Source organism: Humidesulfovibrio sp. (assembly GCF_031082295.1).
Taxonomy (GTDB): Bacteria; Desulfobacterota; Desulfovibrionia; order Desulfovibrionales; family Desulfovibrionaceae; genus Humidesulfovibrio.
In genome coordinates this window covers 25439-42822 of sequence record NZ_JAVHLD010000026.1, presented here as the reverse complement: position 1 = coordinate 42822, position 17384 = coordinate 25439, and the positions used below count along the sequence as shown (strand labels likewise).

Sequence of the window (17384 nt, the reverse complement as noted above, 5' to 3'; positions counted from 1 at the left end):
GCCTGACGCGGTTTGTCTGGCGAGACTACGACGCCGACACCGGGCGCTTCACGGCGCTGGACCCGCTGGGGAAGAAAGGCGGCGACAACGACTGGTACGGGTATTGTGTCGATGACCCGGTGAACCGGGTGGATGTGTGGGGGCTGGAGGTGCAGGTCTGCAAGCGGCCGCCGGAGAATAAGTACTTGCGCCGAACCGGCCTAGATCATTATTGGATCAAAACGGATACCACCGAATCTGGGATTGGAAATGGTCAGATTCCAGGCCAAAACGGCAACTCTGATATGCCCTATTCCCAAATACAGTGGGTGGACCATTCCGGGCAATCTGACAGGCTTGATGCACACTGTGATCCTGTTCCGAATGTTGATGAAGAATGTGTTAATCGGAATATCCGTGTCGGCACCGAGGCGGGGTGGTGGGCGCCAAGCATGAACGATTGCCGGACGAACCCAACGGAAGTCTTCGACTATTGCCGGACGGACGTGGAGTAATGATCTAAGGCCAGCAGGGAGGATCAAGATGAAACGTTGGTTTCCACCGCTTTTCGTTGCGTTCGCCCTGCTGGCCAATGTTGTAGAGCGGGTGTCGTACGCACGCTTTCTTGATGAGCGTAACCCCGGCGCAGAATATGGCATGCCGCCCTGGATCGCGCTGTTTGCGTTTTTCTCCATCCCGCTCGGCCTTATCCTGTTCGGACGCATGTGGCGCCCCAGCCCGGAACAACGCGCCGCATTGCCTAAGTACCGCCGATTTGCGGGGTACGTGTTGCTGGCGCTGACCCTCTTGCTCTGGCTTGGTTTTCTGTACCGAGCGTCTTTCGCGGCATGGCTTACTGCGACTCCGGTGGTGGACCCCGCATACTGGGAGCGCCAATACGCGTTCATGGCCAACTGCGCGGCACTTACTCTCGGCCTCGGTGGTTTGCTTTCCCTGTGGCTGATGGGTATTCGCATGCCCCCGCGCAATGGCGACGACATGAAATAGACCCGTTTCGTCTGGCGCGACTACGACGCGGACACCGGGCGCTTCACGGCGCCCTGATGGGGGAATCGACCCGCTGGGGAAAGAAAGGGCGGCGACACGGACTGGTACGGCTACTGCGTCGACGACCCGGTGAACCGGGTGGACGTGTGGGGGCTGGAAGTGAAGGTTTGCAAGCGGCCAGCGGACATAGACGGCCTCCGTTGGACCAACCACTACTGGCTCAAGACCGACACGCAGGAAACTGGACTGGGAACGGCGCCGGGGCGAATCCCCGGCCAGAATGGCGACTCCGCTGGACTCGGCTCCCCAACGCAATGGATTGACCATACGGGACAAGCACAAGAATCCAATGCGAAATGTGAGGTGTTGCCGAACGTGGATGAGAACTGTGTAAACGCGTTGACGCGCCAAGGCACTCCGGAAGGGCCTTGGCTCCCGACGATAAATGATTGCCAGGGCAACACATCGGCGGTCTTGAACTACTGCCGCAACGACGGCAATTAGACGAAACACGCCAGCGGGGTGCATTCCATGAAACGAGTATTCCCACCACTGTTTTTGGGGTGCGCCCTGCTGGCCAACTTGATCCACAGGTCAGGCTATGTCGCTTTCCTTGAGACATGGACCCCCGGAAGCAGATATTCTGGTTCTCAGCCACTCGCCCTCTTTGCTTTCTTCGGCATTCCAGCGGGCATTCTACTCCTCTGGATAGCCTGGAAACCTTCCACTGAACGACTCGCAGGTCTCGCTGCATCACGCCGGTGGCTCGGAAACATCATCCTAGGCGCCACGATACTGGTTTGGCTTCGCTATATCTACCTCGGGATGTTCGCTGGTTGGGTCGCGGCTACTCCCGTTGAACACCCTCTTGAATGGCTCAAGTATAGTCACAAGATGTTCACCTATGCTTCGTTAACGCTTCCGATAGGCGGGCTGACCGCCCTTTGGCTCAAGGGCATACACGTGCCCCAGCGCAAAGTCGGCAAGGACAACTAGCGCCAAGTTGTCTGGCGGGACTACGACGCGGACACCGGGCGCTTCACGGCGCCCTGATGGGGGAATCGACCCACTGCGGGAGAAAGGCGGCGACAGCGACTGGTACGGCTACTGCGTCGATGATCCGGTCAATCGGGTGGACGTGCGGGGGCTGGCATGGTCACTGTTTGGCGGTGGCGGCGAGTCCGCTGCCGCCGATGGAGGCGAGGAGAAGGCGCAGCCACGAACCGGGCAAGACGACAACCCTTATTGCAAGGACCACCCGTGCGACGACAATGGGACGATGCAAGGGGATTACAAGCCTATTGAAACGCGCGAAGGGGGACAGTCGTTTGTGCTTGACTTTTTTGACCCAATCGTCACGCCCTTCATGTGGTATTACGATTATAAAAACCGTAAGGATTAGGTCAGGGGTCCAACTACAACGATACGAGTGAGGTGAGTCACATGCAAGGCGCCTGGTACGTTGTGGAAGTATACTGCTTCTTTTCCGTGCTTCATTTGTTCATGAATGTTGCAAAGCACCACGACGAGCCAGTGCGCCTTGCATTGGACTTGGGCTGGGTTGCGCTTGTGTTGTTGCTGTCTTGGCTCACGTTCCGTGCAAAACGTCTCGCGAGTCGGATTCTCGCCGTTATTATCACGTATAATGCCGTTGGATTTGTCTGGATCAATGTGATCCAGCCTCAAAGATTCGACATCTATCTAGCATATCAGATGATTATTCAGAGCTACTTTTTCGGTGGTTCCATCAAGCTCTGGCGCATCAAGGAACTGCCAACGCGTTTCACCGATCCGCCAGCGGCCCCCCCGGCCCACGCCTGACCCCGACACCGGGCGCTTCACGGCGCCCCCCGCCCAAATCAAAAGGCTCCGCCTGGCGCACTGCCGGACGGAGCCTTTCTGTCGGCCGGGGAACCCCCCGCGCGGCTACATGTTCATGCGCTCCTGGTCGCGGGCGCGGATCTCGGCGCGCTTGATCTTGCCGCTGATGGTCTTGGGCAGCTCGGCCACGTACTCGATGATGCGCGGGTACTTGTAGGGCGCGGTGACGGTCTTCACGTGGTTCTGCAGCTCCTTGGTCATGGCGTCGCCGGGCTGGTAGCCGGGGCCGAGCACCACCGTGGCCTTCACGGCCATGCCGCGCACGGGGTCGGGCACGCCGGTGACGGCCGCCTCCACCACCGCGTCGTGGCTCACGAGCGCGCTCTCCACCTCAAACGGCCCGATGCGGTAGCCCGAGCTCTTGATGAGGTCGTCGGTGCGGCCCAGGAACCAGAAGTAGCCGTCCTCGTCCACCCAGGCCTTGTCGCCGGTGTGGTAGAACCCGCCGTAGACCACCTTGTCGGTGCGCTCCTGCTCGTCCAGGTAGCCGGAGAACAGGCCCGGGATGCCCGCGGTGGACTTTTCAGACTTCAGGCGGATGCAGATCTCGCCCTCCTCGCCCGGGGCGCAGGGCTTGTCCTCGGCGTTCAGCAGCACGATGTCCCAGTCGGGCATGGGCTTGCCGATGGAGCCCGGCTTGGGCTTCATGAACGGCAGGGTGGCCACCTGCAGCGTGGTCTCGGTCTGGCCGTAGCCTTCGTAGATGGGCAGGCCGAGGGCCTTCTGCCAGTCGGCGAACACGGAGTCGTTCAGCAGCTCGCCCGCGGTGGTGCAGTGGCGCAGGGAGGACAGGTCGAACTCCTTCAAATCCTCGCGCACCAGGAAGCGGTACACAGTGGGCGGCGCGCAGAAGGTGGTGATCTTGTGCTCGGAGAGGATGCGCAGGAGCTCGCGCGGCTCGAACTTGCCGCGGAAGTCCCAGACGAAGATGACGGCCCCGGCCAGCCACTGGCCGTAGAACTTGCCCCACACGCTCTTGGCCCAGCCCGTGTCGGACAGGGTCAGGTGGATGTCGCCGGGCTCCAGGTCGTGCCAGTAGGCGCCGGTGGCCAGGTGCCCCAGCGGATAGGTGTGGGTGTGCAGCACCATCTTTGGCATGCCCGTGGTGCCGGAGGAGAAGAAGATAACCATGGGGTCGTCGCCGCCGGGGGAGTCCGGCGTGCGCGGGAACTGCTCCGCGCCGGTGGCCTTGAGCGTCTCGTAGTCCAGCCAGCCGGCCGGGGCTGCGCTTTGGCCCACCTGCACCATGAGCGCGAGGCCCGGGCACTTGGGCCGGGCGGCCTCCATGCGGCCCGTGATGGAGTCCTCGCAGATGACGCAGGAGACCTTGGCAAAGTTCACGCGGAACTCGATGTCGTGCGGGGTCAGAAGCGAGGGCGAGGGAATGGGCAGCGCGCCGATGCGGGCCAGCGCCAGCATGGAAACCCAGTACTCCACGCGGCGGTAGAGCACGAGCATGACGCGGTCGCCCTTCTTGACGCCGTGGGCGGCCAAGGCGTTGGCCAGGCGGGCGGACTCCTCGCGGAAGAAGCCGAAGGAGAACTCGCGCCGGTGGCCCGCGTCGTCCACGTGGATCAGGGCCGTTGCGCCGGGCTCGGCGGCGGCCTTGGGGTCGAGGAAGTCGAAGGCGAAGTTGTAGCCCTCGGGCACGATGTTCTTGTAGGCCGCCTTGAAGTCGCGGTCGTTGTTCACGCGCAGTTTTTCCATGCTTGCTGCTCCAGGGGGCTTAAAGGATCACGTCCAGAAACACGGCCTGTTTGCCGTCCAGGCCGCGCAAGGCGTGCGGGGTCTGAGCGTCGAAGTACAGCGAGTCGCCGGGGGCGAGCTCCAGAACCTCCGCGCCCAGGCGCAGCTCCAGGCGGCCCTCCATCACGTGGATGAACTCCTGGCCGGAGTGCGAGACCTGGGTCATGTCCTCGGGCTTCTTCGGCGGCACGGTGATGAGGAAGGGCTCCATCTTGCGGCCGGAGAAGCGGTAGGCCAGCGACTTGTAGTCGTAGTCCTTGCGGCGCTCCACGCTCAAGCCCTCGCCCTGGCGCACCAGGGAATAGCCCTTCAGGTGGGGCTCGATGCCGCTGATCAGCACGGTCAGGTCCACGTGGCAGGCCTGGGCCACCTTCATCAGGAAGCCCACGGGGATCTCCATGGTGCCGGACTCGTAGCTGCGGATGGACTCCACGTCCACGCCGGTCTTGGCGGCCAGCTCCTCCACGGTGAGGTCCAGCGCGTCGCGCAGGCCGCGCAGGCGCGGTGCGATGTCCTTGTAAGCCTGTTCCATCTGCATGGCGGATTCTCCTTCTTCGGCCTGCCAGTGGCTGGCCCTTCCATTGACTGCGCCGCGGCAACAAGGCCCTCAATCCTTGAGCTCCGGCGCAATCCAGATTTCGGCGGGCCGCTGTCGCACGGCGCAGCCGGTGACTTGTCCGTCGGTTGCGCCGACGCGTCAGCGCCGCATCAGCGCGAACACGCCCCAGCCAAGATACTCTCGCGTATACGTGGCGTAGCGCACGGGTTCCGAGGTCAGCTTGGCCCGCACTTCGCCTGCAAGCTCGTCGCCGGGATTGGCTTCAAGCCATCTGCGCATGGTGAGCCATTTGGCCGCCTCGTATCTGTCCCAACCGTCCTGGTTGGCCAGAACCATTTCAACCACATCGTAGCCCAGACTATCCATGGACGCGAGAAGATCCTGAAGCAAGAGGAAGTCGGAGGTGGAGTTGGCAAGACAGCCCCTGGCCACGTCCTCCGTCGGCGGCAACTGCCGCCAGTATGGCTCGCCGATGAGGATGATCCCCCCGGCGCGCAGACTCCGGGCCAGAAGCGCCACAGTGCCTACGACGCCCCCCCCGATCCAGGTGGCGCCGACACAGGCCGCCACACCGGCTTTCTCCTCGGAGACGAACCCCGCTGCGTCGCCATGGATGAATTCGACTTGGCCGGCGACGCCCAGTTCTTCAGCGCGTTGCTTGGCCTGTTCCGTGAAAAGCCTGCTCATGTCGACGCCGGTTCCTGTGACGCCGTGGTCACGCGCCCAGGTGCACAGCATCTCGCCCGAGCCGGAGCCTAGGTCGAGCACCCGGGTTCCCGGCTCCAGGCGAAGGGCCGCCCCAAGGGTGGCGAACTTCTCTGGCGTGAACGGGTTGTGGATGCGGTGAGCGCTCTCGGCTATGTTGAATATACGCGGAATGTCCAATGAGGCAGAACTCCTTTCCGTGCTTTCCATCACACGGTTCTGGCGACGCTTCGCCGCCTCAGGCCTTGGGTGGTTCCTGCATGGCCTGGGGGAACAGCTCCGCCGCCAGCTCGCGCAGCTTGTACTTCTGGATCTTGCCGCTGGCGGTCATGGGATACGACTCGACGAAGGCGATGTACTTGGGAATCTTGTAGCGCGATATCTGGCCGCGGCAGTAGTCCTGCACATCCTCTGGCTCCATGCTCACGTCGGGCTTGAGGATGATGAAGGCGCCGACCTCCTCGCCGTACTTGCGGCTGGGCACGCCCGCCACCTGCACGTCCAGGATGCCGTCCATGCGGTAGAGGAACTCCTCGATCTCGCGCGGGTAGACGTTCTCGCCGCCGCGGATGATCATGTCCTTCAGGCGCCCGGTGACGGTGACGTAGCCGTCCTCGTCCATGGTGCCCAGGTCGCCGGAGTGCAGCCAGCCCTCTTCGTCGATGGCCTTGGCCGTGGCCTCGGGGTTGTTGTAGTAGCCCTTCATGACGTTGTAGCCACGGCAGCAGATCTCGCCCACCGTGCCGCGCGGGCATTCCTCGTTGGTCCCGGGGTCGCTTGACTCAGGATTGAAGATGCGCACCTCGATCTCGGGCATCTCGCGGCCCACGGTCTCGGTCATCTGGCGCAGGTCGTCGCCGATGCGCGTCTGGGTCATCACCGGGCTGCCCTCGGTGAGGCCGTAGCAGATGGTGATCTCGCGCATGTGCATCTCGCTTATGGCGCGCTTCATGAACTCGATGGGACAGGGCGACCCGGCCATGATGCCGGTGCGCAGGGTGGACAGGTCGAAGCGGGAGAAGAGCTTGTGCTCCAGCATGGCGATGAACATGGTGGGCACGCCGTAGACGGCGGTGCACTTTTCTTCCTCGATGCTGGTCATGGCCAGGACCGGGTCGAAGTTTTCCAGGAGCACCATGGCCGTGCCGTGGGACACGCAGGCCAGCACGCCCAGCACGCAGCCGAAGCAGTGGAACAGCGGCACGGCCAGGCACAGGCGGTCCTTCTCGGTGAACCGCTGGTTCTCGCCGATCCAGTAGCCGTTGTTGCCGATGTTGTAGTGGGTCAGCTGCACTCCCTTGGGGAAGCCCGTGGTGCCGCTGGTGTACTGCATGTTCACCACGTCGTGCGGGTCGAGCGTCGCCTGGCGCGCCTCGTAGTCCTCGGGCGAGGTCATGACGGAAAGCGCCTGGATCTCGGGCAGGGTGTACATGCCGCGGTGCTTCTCCGCGCCCAGGAACAGCACGCGCTTGAGAAACGGGAACCTCTCGGCCTTGAGCCGGCCGCGCTCGCTGGTCTTGAGCTCAGGCACGAGGTCGTAGAGGGTGCCCACGTAGTCGATGTCGCGGAACCCGTCCATGAGGAAGATGTTCTCGCACTCGGACTGCTTGAGCAGGTACTCCAGCTCGGCGCGGCGGTAGTGGGTGTTCACGGTCAAGAGCACCGCGCCGATCTTCGCGGTGGCGAACTGCAGCACCACCCAGTAGGGCACGTTGTTGGCCCAGATGGCGACCTTTTCGCCGCGCTGGACGCCCAGGGCCATGAGCCCCATGGCCACCTCGTCCACCAGCTGGGAGAACTGCAGCCAGGTCAGGCGCAGTCCGCGGTCCACGTAGACCACGGCGTCGCGGTGGGGCCACTGCTCCACGGTTTCGGCCAGCATCTGGCCGAGGGTGATCTCGCGTAAGGCTGTGTCGCGCGGCATGGGCTACTCCGGGAAGTAGAGCACGGCGTAGATGGAGGCCGGCCCGCCCACCGCGGAGACGTTGTGCGGCACCACGGAGTTGAAATAGATGCTGTCGCCGGGGTTCAGGATGCTCGTTTCGCGGCCGAAGACAAGCTGCACCTGGCCGCTCACCACCACGATGAACTCCTCGCCCTCATGGCTGGAGAGCTTTTTGTCGGCCTCGGCCTCCGGGGTCATTTCGATGAAGAAGGGCTCCATGTGGCGGTCGGTCTTGCCGCGGCCCAGTGAGGAGTAGAGGTGGCTCGCGTTCATGGTGCCGTCGACGCGCATGGCCATCTCGCGGGTTCTCTCGCCCTGGCGCACGATGAGCGGGTCGCGGCTCACCTGGTCGTCGAGGAAGGTGCCCAGGCGCAGGCCGAGCGCGCGGGCGATCTTCAGAAGCGGCCCCAGGGACGGATAGAGGTCCTCGGTCTCAACGGCGAGGAGGAAGGACTCCTCCAGGCCGGTGCGCTCCGCAAAATCGGCCAGGCTCAGGTTCTGCTTTTCGCGAAAGGCGCGTATGCGCTCACCCACTCTCTTATCCATGCTGTCATCCCCAATTCGCGCTGGTGTTGCTGTTCTGCCCGCACGCTGCCAGGCCCGACGCCCGGGCCAGGGCCGCAGTTCCCACATTGCGCCGGGGCTTATCCCATCTCGCGGTTTTTGTCGACCCGTGCAAAGTGATCGCTCACTTTACGAAGGATTCTTTTCTTCCCTGACGAGCGTTCAGCCGAGCCTTGCCAGCACAGGCAAAGGGGTGATAACCTGGGGTTTCAGGATTCCTCCGGCACCTGCAACAGATCGAGCCCGCACGATGGACGACAAGCAGCATCAGGAAGAGCACGCCCCGGTCTACCGGCCGGACGGCGGCAAGAAGATCAAAGGCCTGTTCTCCACCCAGACGGTGGAAAAGGTCGGCACCGGCACCACCCAGCGCAAGACCATCAGCAAGATGTTCTGGTTCTGCAACCAGAACGACGAAGGCGAGGTCATGGTCCAGGCGCTGAACAAGAACATGGTTCCCGCCGGGGCCAGCACCGCCGTGCCGCTGGAAGACTTCCTGGCCAAGTACAATCCCGAACCGGAAATGTACCTGAAGAGCGTGTACCCGAAGATGCAGGAGCTGAACTCCACGGTGCAGCGCGCCGAGGAACAGCGCCAGCGCGGCGCGCTCTACAGCGCCCAGTTCGAGTACGAGAACGCGCTGGCCGTGGACGAGGAGAACGTGCGCGCCAACTTCGGCCTGGGGCTGACCTACGTGGAGCGCGGCGAGGCGACCAAGGCCAAGGACATCCTGGGCCGCATCGTGGGGCTCGACGCAGCCTTCGCCCCGGAGCACAAGCACCTGTTCAACGAGTTCGGCATCTCCTTGCGCAAGAGCCGCATGGTGGACCAGTCCATCGAGTACTACACCCGCGCCCTCACCATGACCGAGAGCGACGAGAACCTGCACTACAATGCGGCGCGCGCCTACTACGACAAGGGCGACCTGGCGAAGTGCCGCGAGCACCTGGACCGCGCCCTGGCCCTCAACCCCACCCACGAGGAAGTGGCCAAGTTCATCGAGTTCCTGGACAAGAAGAAATAGGCGCGGGCGCCATGACCCATCTGGCCCTCTCAAGCGTGCACTTTGCCCATGAGGGCGGGCGGCCCGTTTTGGCCGACGTCTCCTTCAGCGCGCCGCGCGGATCCTTCGTGCTGCTCACCGGGCCGTCCGGCGCGGGCAAGAGCACCCTGCTCCGGCTGTTCTGCCGCCTGGAGGAGCCGCAGCAGGGCCAGGTGCTGCTCGGCGGGCAGAACGTGAGCGAGCTGCCGCCGACCCAGCTGCGCCGCCGGGTGAGCTACCTCCAGCAGACCCCCACCGTCATCCCCGGCAGCGTGCGCGACAACCTCCTCCTGCCCTTCAGCTTCAAGGCCGCGAGCCTCCAGCCCAGGCCGGACGACGCGGCCCTGCTGGCCCTTTTGGCCGGGCTCGCCGCCAGCGACGTCCCTCTCGGCCAGGAGGCCTCCACCCTGTCCGTGGGCCAGCGCCAGCGCCTGTGCCTGGCCCGGGCGCTTTTGACCCGGCCCGAGGCGCTCCTGCTGGACGAGCCCACCAGCGCCCTCGACCCCGAAAGCGCCGGCGCCGTGCTGGCCGCGGCGGAGTCCTTCTGCCTGGACCACGGCGGCACCGTCGTTTTGGTGAGCCACGCCGAGTTCCGGCCGGAGCGCGTGGCGCCGCTGGCCTTCGCCCTGCAGGGCGGCAGTCTTGAGCAACGGAGCCCCGCATGAGCGGAGGCGCGCTGCACATCGACCTCTGGCGGCTGGCCCTGGCCCTGGTGTTCTCGCTCCTGGCGGGGGGCTGCTCGCTGGCGCTCAAGCTGGGCCTGGGGCGCGACCTGGCCCTGGGCACCGCTCGCACCGTGGCCCAGCTTTTCCTCATGGGCTGGGTGCTCGGCATCGTGTTCGACCTCAAGTCGCCCTGGCTGGTGCTGGCGCTGTTCCTGGTCATGGCCGGGGCGGCGGCGCACACCGCGCGCGGCCGCGTGCGCGAGAAGGCCATCGGCTTCGCCTGGCCCATGTACGCGTCCATGGCGGCGGTCTACCTGGTCATCACGGTGACGGTCACCGGGGCCATCGTGCACGCCGAGCCATGGTGGACGCCGCAATATTTCCTGCCCATCGGCGGCATGGTGCTGGGCAACTCCATGAACTCCGTGGCCGTGGCGCTGGACCGCCTGTTCTCGGACCTGCGCGCCCGCGCGAGCGTGGTGGAGATGCAGCTCTGCCTCGGGGCCGACGCCGCCGAGGCCAGCGCCGACATCGTGCGCACCGCCGTGCGGGCGGGCATGATCCCGTCCATCAACTCCATGATGGCCGTGGGGCTGGTGTCCATTCCGGGCATGATGACCGGCCAGATTCTGGGCGGCAGCGACCCCTCCCAGGCCATCCGCTACCAGATCGTGGTCATGCTCATGATCGTGGGCGCCACCGCGCTGGGCAGCACGCTCTTGACGCTCATCATCCGCCGCCGCTGCTTCGGCCCCGGCGACCGCCCGCTCCTGCGCTGAGAGCCCGCTCCTGCCCTATGCCGCATCGGGTTTTTCGTTGCGTTCACCCTGGCCTGCGGATACTGTTCACATTATTTCCAAGAAATCGCGCCAGCGTGAGGGGACCACATGAGCCTGGACCGCCACCACATGCTCAGCCTGCACAACGTGCTTGAGGGGCTGCGGCTTGGCCTGTGCGATTTCTCCGGCCCGTCGCGGGTGGCGCTGATCTACGCCCAGGAGCCCGGCGAGCCCCTGCGCGTGGTGGACCCGCAGGGGCTGCTCGCCGGACATGAACCACGCCTCCAGGAATACTACCTGGACTCCGGGGAATGGTGCGAAGGCCTGCCCGACCCGGAGCTCGTGACCTACTTCGACCAGGCCAAAAGCAAGCGCATCGGCCTGGCCGGGGTGGTCAGCCTGGGCGGGCGGGCGCCCGGCGTGGCCTACCAGATGTGGTTCACCGACCGCCACGTGGACCTCTGCGCTCCCGGCCCCATCCGGCGCTGGCTGGAGCACGCCCTGTTGCAGTTCTCCCACAGCATGTGCGCCCGCGACATCCCCGACACGGGCTCCATCGCGCACATGATCCAGGAGATGGCGCCCCACGCCGTGCACGACTTCATCGTGGACATGCGCGCGCGCACCCTTGGCCCGGACACGCGCCTGCGGGTGTACAACATCCTCGCGGCCATCATGCAGATCTCCAAGACCCCGGAGGAGGGCGCCTGGGCGCGCGGGCACCTGGCCTTCGTGGAGCCCTCGCGGCTGTCTCGCCTGCACTACCTGATGCGCTTCCCCAGGGCCGAGCGCCCGCGCCTGGACAACAGCAAGCACGTGCGCAAGATGCTCCAGTCCGTGGAGCGCAGCCCGCGCATGCTCGTGTCCGATGGCGAGCACATCATCGGCATCGCCTCGGGCGAGCTGCCGCCCTCCAGCCTGTGCGCCCTGTTCAACGGCCGCCACGGCATGCTTTCCCTGGACGGCGGCCTGGTGTGCAGCTTTTCCGACGGCGCCTTCCAGTCCACCAACCGCAAGCCCAACCTGGTGATCCTTGAGGAGGCCCTGCTGGAGTGGCCGCTCGACGCCGACCAGCGCGACGCCCTGTTCAGCTCGGTGTCGCGCATCGTGGCCTATGCCGGGGAGCAGAAATACGGCTGCGCCATCATCGTCGACCCCTACACCCCGCTCCTGCCGGTCTCCGGCCACAGCCTGGAGACCCCGCTGCCCCTGGAGGACGCCGACCACCTGGCCCTGGCCGCCGCCCTGGCCAAGGTGGACGGGGCGCTGCACGTCTCGGCCGTGCGCAACCAGCTCTGCGGGTTCGCCTGCCTCATGGACGGGCCAAGCTTCCCCGGCGAGGACCGCTCGCGCGGGGCGCGCTACAACTCCGCCCTGCGCTTCACGCACTCCCACCCGGAACTGCTGGTGGTGGTGGTCTCCTCCGACCGTCCTGTCTCGGTGATGCAGAAGGGGGCGGACATCTCGCGTCCGCCGGTGTGGCCCGCGGTGCCGAGCACCCTGCGCCCGGCCCCGACCCTGGAGCACTGGCTCGCCGAACCCAAGGCCTGAGGCCGCTCCGGACACATGGCGCCGGGCGCCCCGGCTAGTGCAGCTGCGCCTTGGCCCGCTTCCTGGCCACGGCCTGCAGCAGTTCCCGCAGGTTCTCCTGCTGGAAGGGCTTGGCGATGTACTCGTCCATGCCCGCGGCCAGGAACTTCTCGCGGTCGCCGGACAAGGCGTAGGCGGTCATGGCGATGATGGGGATGCGGCTCTTTCCCGGCAGGCTGGTGTTGCGCAGGATGCGCGTGGCCTCCAGCCCGTCCATCTCGGGCATCTGGATGTCCATGAGCACGCAGTCGAAATCTCCCTCCAGGGCGGCCTCCACCGCGGCCTTGCCGTCGTTCACGGCCAGCACGCTGTGGCCCATGCGCTCCAGCATGATGCGCGCGCCAAGCTGGCCGATGAGCTCGTCCTCGGCCAGCAGGATGCGCAGCGGCACGGACTGCGGCTCCTCGGCCTCGCTGGCCGCCGCAACCTCCACGCGCACGGCCTTGTCTACCTGCGCCGGCAGCGACAGGACCACGGTGGTGCCCTCCCCGGCCTCGCTCTCGATGCACAAGGTGCCGCCCAGGGCCTCCACGATGCGCCGGACGATGGCCAGGCCAAGGCCCGCGCCCTCGAACTGCCGGGTGTAGGAGGCGTCGGCCTGGCTGAAGCGGTCGAAGATGCCGCCAAGCTTGGCCTCGGGAATGCCCACGCCGCTGTCGGACACGGAGAGGAACAGGCGGCTCGGAGCGTCGCCCAGCCCGGCGCGGTGCCAGGCTTCGATCTTGATGGAGCCCTTGCGGGTGAACTTTACGGCGTTGCCCACGAGGTTGAACACGATCTGGCGGATGCGGGCCTCGTCGCCGATGAGGGCTGCCGGCAGGCCGGCCTCGGGCAGGATGTCCAGGCTTAAGCCCTTGCGCGAGCAGATGTGCTCGAAGACGCCCCGGACGGCCGCGAGGATGTCGTCCGGGTTGAACGGATCCTGCCGGAACACCAGCACCCCGGCCTCGATGCGCGAGAAGTCCAGGATGTCGTTCAGCAGGGACAGGAGGCGGTTGGCGGCCTCGCAGGCGTTGTTGGCGTACTTGTGCTGGGAGGGCTTCAGATCCTCCAGCATGAGCAGCTGGAGCATGCCGAGCACGCCGTTCATGGGGGTGCGCAGCTCATGGCTCATGTTGGCCAAAAACTCGCTCTTGGCGCGGTTGGCGGCCTCGGCCGCCTCCTTGGCCTGCAGGATGACGTGCTCCATCTCCTTGCGGCTGGTGATGTCGAAGGCCATGCTGAGAGCCGTGCGGCGGCCGTCGGGCAGGCTGCCCAGGGGCACGGAGTAGAAGTACCAGGTGCGCGTCGAGCCGTCGCCGCAGGCAACGGCATATTCGCCTTCGTCCCTGCGTTCATCCGACGTGTACAGGCTGTCGATGTAGCTCTTGATTTCTCTCCTGTTGGCGCCGTAGGCCTTTTGCGTCCAATCGCCTATGGTCGGAATGTCGGCCAGAGCGTACCCGGAGATTTCCGTCCAGGTACGGCTGAGGTTCAGCACCTCCCCGTTGTCGGCGTGGATCATGATGGGAATCGGGGCCTCCTCGATGGCCCTCCGGAAGCGGACCTCGCTTTGGGCCAAGGCCTCCGCAGCCTGCCTGCTCTCGGTGATGTCGATGAGGCTCAAGAGGACGAAGTTCTCGTCCCTGGGCCGGACCAGGGCGGTGGAGATCAGGAAGTGGGCCTTGACCGGCTTGTCGTCCACCAGCAGGGTCAAGCTCCCCTCCTCGTTGAACGACCTCTCGCCGGTGCGGAAGGTGCGCATGACGCGTGTGCGCACGGGGCAGTTGGGGCACTTCTCCGTGCGGCCGCAGCCGCCGCTCTGGAAGGAATTCACGCACCTGAGCACCTCGCCGCCGAGGTGCCCCAGCAGCGCGTCCTTGGACTGGCCGAGCCTGGCCACCACCGCGTGGTTCACGTCCACCAGCCTGGCCTCCGAGTTGACCAGCAGCATGAGGGTGGAGGTGTTCTCGAACATGGCGTCCAGGTACTCTGTCTTGGCCAGAAGCTCGTCCTGGGAGCGCTTGCGGTCGGTGATGTCGCTGTTCGCGCCGACGTAGCCGATGACCCGGCCCTCGTCGTCCAGGCGCTCCATGGCCACGCCGTACACCCAGGTGACCTTGCCGCTGCGGCTTAAGAACCGGTACTCCAGCCCCCATGTGCCGCCCGACTCGACCACGCGCTGCCAAGAGGACTGGACCCGCTCACGGTCATCGGGGTGGATGGCCTGCACCCAGCCCATGCCCAGCGCCTCCTCCAGCGTGCCGCCGGACATCTCCAGCCACTTCCCGTTGACATAGAGGCAGTTGCCGCCTGGGTCCGTCAGGTAGACGCCCACCGGGGCGAGGGTGGTGAGCATGCGGAACTTCTCTTCGCTGTCGCGCAGGGCCTGGGCGGCCTGCCTGCTCTCGGTGATGTCCAGGCAGTGCCCGATGAAGCCCAGGAACTCGCCCTGGCTGTCGTAGCGCGGCGACCCCTGGTCCACGATCCAGCGGTACTCTCCGCTGTGGTGGCGCAGGCGGTACTCCATGCTGAAGCTTTCGCGCTTGTCAAAGGCCGTGACGTAGATGTCGAGGCAGCGGTCAAAGTCGTCGGGGTGCACGCCCTCGGCCCAGCCGTTGCCCAGCTCCTGCTCCAGGGTGCGGCCGGTGAAGTCGAGCCAGGGCTGGTTGAAGTAGTTGCAGAGCTTGTCCGGCGTGGAGGTCCAGATGAGGGCCTGGCCCAGGTTGGCCAGGGTGCGGAAGTGCTGCTCGCTCTCGCGCAGGCTGGCCTCCAGACCCTTGCGGTGGGTGACGTCGCTCAAGGTCCCGACCATCCTGACCGCGCGCCCGTCGGGATCGTGCTCGATGGCCTTGCCGCGCGTGCAGACCCACTTCCATTCGCCGCCCTTGGTGCGCAAACGAAGGTCGATGTTGAAGCCCTGGCCGCTCTTGATGGCATGCTTCAGGCCGTCCTCCACCCGCTCGATGTCATCCGGATGCACCAGAACCCGCCAGTTGGCGTAGTTGGCCGCAAACTCCCCGTCCTCGTAGCCGAGGACGCCGTAATAGAGGGGGTTGAAGTAGGCCTCGCCGCTTGGCACGTGCCAGTCCCAGAGGCCGTCGTTCACGGCGGCAAGCGTCGTGGTATAGCGCGCCTCGCTCTCGCGCAGGGCCTCTTCGGCGCGTTTCTGCTCGGTGACGTCGCGCGCAATGCTGTCGATGACCGTGATGCCCCCCGCATCGTCGTAGTGCAGGCGTATGGACCAGGAGAAATGCCGGGTCTCCCCGGTGGCGGACACCAGACGATTCTCAAATGTCGTATGGGTGAGCTTTTGCGCCAGCCAACCCTGGAAGGCGGCCATGGTGGGCTCGCGGTCATCCGGGTGGACGATATCAAAGGCCAGGCAGCCGATGCAGTCCTCAGGATCAATGCCGAGCAACGTGCGTGCGATGGGATTGACATAGGTGAACCGACCGTATCCATCCACCTGGGTGATGAAGCTCTGGGTTCCTTCCACAACCTCACGGAAGCGTTCCTCGCTCTCGCGCAGGGCCTCTTCGGCCAGCTTGCGGTCGGTGATGTCGCGCCCGACGGACTGGACGTACATGAGCGCACCGCGGGCATCGAAGAACCCCCGGTTGGCGAACTGCATCCAGCGCACCACGCCCTGGGCGTTCACGTTGCGGTTCTCGATGACCACCACGGGGTTGTCCGGGGCCAGCAGGGCCATCTGCGCGCGCACCGCGGGCAGGTCCTCCTCCAGCACCACGGGCCCCCACACGCTGCCCACAAGCTGCTGCTGCGTCTTGCCGAAGAAGTCGCAGAACGCCTGGTTGACGAACAGGAAGACGCCGTCAGAGGTAAACCGGCTGACCAGTTCGGTCTGCTCGTCGACAATGGTCCGGAAACGCTGCTCGCTCTCGGCCAGCTCCTCGGTCCTGCGCAGCACCAGCATCCGCAGGAAAAAGATGAAGGCGACCAGCAGGACAAGCACGCCAGCAGCGATGCCCAAGGCCCAGGGCAGCCACTTGGGCACGCGCTCTTGCCCGGCCAGGCCCAGCCACTTGTCGCGCAGCTGGTAGTAGAGGGAGCCGGGCTCGGCCTTGAGCCTCGAAAGGTGCCGGTCCAGAATGGGCAGCAGGTCTTCCCGGCCTCCGCGCTGGACGGCGGAGCGTATCTTTATGGGGGCGAAGACGATGTCCGTGCGCTCCACGGCCAGCTTCTGCTCCAGGATGGTGCCCAGGAAGTTGGTGCACACGCCGGCGTCGGCATCGCCCCGGTCCACCGAGGCCAGCGCCTCGGCGTATTCGTGCTTGGTGACGATGTAGGCCTTGATGTCGAACTGCTCGAGCAGAGTCCTGAGCCTCTCGGTGTAGACGCTGCCGCGCAGGGCCGTGATGGTCTTGCCCTTCAGGTCGAAGACCGAGCGGATGTCCGAGCCCTTTTTCCTGTAGATCACGCCCCAGTCGATGAACAGGTAGTCCTCGGTGAAGCGAAGCGTCTTGTCGCGCTCTGGGGTCTGGGCGATGCTCGGCAAGAGGTCGATCTCGCCGCTGTTGAGCCGCTCCAGGCACTGGTCCCAGGAGCCGGGAACGAAGGCCAGCTCCCACTGCTCCTGCTGGGCCACGTCCTTGAGCATGTCGATGAAGAAGCCCTTGGCCTGGCCGGCCTCTGAAAACACCAGAGGCGCGAAGTTGTACACGCCGACGCGCACAACCTGCCGCCCGGTGGAGTTGGCGACAGTGGCGCCGGGCGAGGACAGGGCGAGCAGCCAGAGGGCCAAGACGGCCATGAGCAGAGGCAGGAGCGCGACTCTTTTCAACTGCTGCACAGGCTTCTCCGGGGCGACCGGTCAATGCGGACAAGAGGACTCTGCTTAACGATGCCACAGGCCGGGGGGCGTTGCAAGGGCTAAGGGCGATATAATCGAAGCCTCGCTGCTTTCGGGCAACGAGGCTCG

14 protein-coding genes are annotated in these 17384 nt (G+C 65.3%); 8 read left to right on the top strand and 6 right to left on the bottom strand.

Annotated elements, in window-relative coordinates; genetic code table 11:
- From RDU24_RS12425 to RDU24_RS12410, 4 genes are all read left to right on the top strand, one after another.
- The coding region (locus RDU24_RS12425) for an RHS repeat-associated core domain-containing protein (protein WP_308736088.1) at nt 1–494 on the top strand (494 nt) is incomplete at its 5' end.
- Nucleotides 495–522: 28 nt separating this feature from the next.
- Nucleotides 523–987 carry a hypothetical protein gene (locus tag RDU24_RS12420; protein ID WP_308736087.1) on the top strand — a complete coding sequence of 155 codons (465 nt, stop codon included), beginning with the start codon at nt 523–525 and terminating at the stop codon, nt 985–987.
- A 1003-nt stretch (nt 988–1990) separates the two neighbouring features.
- A complete protein-coding gene (locus RDU24_RS12415; RefSeq protein WP_308736086.1) occupies nt 1991–2389 on the top strand; it encodes a hypothetical protein in 399 nt (132 codons plus the stop codon).
- A 41-nt stretch (nt 2390–2430) separates the two neighbouring features.
- Nucleotides 2431–2808: a hypothetical protein gene (locus tag RDU24_RS12410; protein WP_308736085.1), complete on the top strand. Its 378-nt coding sequence runs from the start codon at nt 2431–2433 to the stop codon at nt 2806–2808.
- Between the two features lie 105 nt (nt 2809–2913).
- Here the strand turns inward: RDU24_RS12410 and RDU24_RS12405 are convergent, their stop codons facing one another.
- From RDU24_RS12405 to RDU24_RS12385, 5 genes are all read right to left on the bottom strand, one after another.
- Complete coding sequence (locus RDU24_RS12405; protein WP_308736084.1) at nt 2914–4575, bottom strand: AMP-binding protein; 1662 nt, start codon at nt 4573–4575, stop codon at nt 2914–2916.
- 19 nt (nt 4576–4594) lie between these two features.
- A complete protein-coding gene (locus RDU24_RS12400) occupies nt 4595–5152 on the bottom strand; it encodes a helix-turn-helix domain-containing protein (RefSeq protein ID WP_308736083.1) in 558 nt (185 codons plus the stop codon).
- A 159-nt stretch (nt 5153–5311) separates the two neighbouring features.
- Nucleotides 5312–6058: an SAM-dependent methyltransferase gene (locus RDU24_RS12395; protein ID WP_308736082.1), complete on the bottom strand. Its 747-nt coding sequence runs from the start codon at nt 6056–6058 to the stop codon at nt 5312–5314.
- A gap of 58 nt (nt 6059–6116) precedes the next feature.
- A complete protein-coding gene (locus tag RDU24_RS12390) occupies nt 6117–7802 on the bottom strand; it encodes an AMP-binding protein (protein WP_308736081.1) in 1686 nt (561 codons plus the stop codon).
- A gap of 3 nt (nt 7803–7805) precedes the next feature.
- A complete protein-coding gene (locus tag RDU24_RS12385; protein WP_308736080.1) occupies nt 7806–8369 on the bottom strand; it encodes a helix-turn-helix domain-containing protein in 564 nt (187 codons plus the stop codon).
- Between the two features lie 268 nt (nt 8370–8637).
- On the opposite strand from RDU24_RS12385, the gene RDU24_RS12380 reads away from it, so the two are divergent.
- The 4 genes from RDU24_RS12380 to RDU24_RS12365 all read left to right on the top strand — a co-directional run bounded on the left by RDU24_RS12380 (nt 8638) and on the right by RDU24_RS12365 (nt 12424).
- Nucleotides 8638–9411 (top strand): tetratricopeptide repeat protein, encoded by a 774-nt coding sequence (locus RDU24_RS12380; RefSeq protein ID WP_308736079.1) that lies wholly within the window; start codon nt 8638–8640, stop codon nt 9409–9411.
- 11 nt (nt 9412–9422) lie between these two features.
- Nucleotides 9423–10094 carry an ABC transporter ATP-binding protein gene (locus tag RDU24_RS12375; protein WP_308736078.1) on the top strand — a complete coding sequence of 224 codons (672 nt, stop codon included), beginning with the start codon at nt 9423–9425 and terminating at the stop codon, nt 10092–10094.
- Complete coding sequence (locus RDU24_RS12370; RefSeq protein ID WP_308736077.1) at nt 10091–10873, top strand: ABC transporter permease; 783 nt, start codon at nt 10091–10093, stop codon at nt 10871–10873. The genes RDU24_RS12375 and RDU24_RS12370 overlap by 4 nt, the downstream gene beginning before the upstream one ends.
- A 108-nt stretch (nt 10874–10981) precedes the next feature.
- Nucleotides 10982–12424 (top strand): DNA integrity scanning protein DisA nucleotide-binding domain protein, encoded by a 1443-nt coding sequence (locus RDU24_RS12365; protein WP_308736076.1) that lies wholly within the window; start codon nt 10982–10984, stop codon nt 12422–12424.
- A gap of 34 nt (nt 12425–12458) precedes the next feature.
- Here RDU24_RS12365 and RDU24_RS12360 read toward each other — a convergent pair whose 3' ends face one another.
- The gene (locus tag RDU24_RS12360; protein ID WP_308736075.1) at nt 12459–17255 is read right to left on the bottom strand and encodes a PAS domain S-box protein; all 4797 of its coding nucleotides are present in this window, start codon (nt 17253–17255) and stop codon (nt 12459–12461) included.
- Nucleotides 17256–17384: the final 129 nt, after the last annotated feature.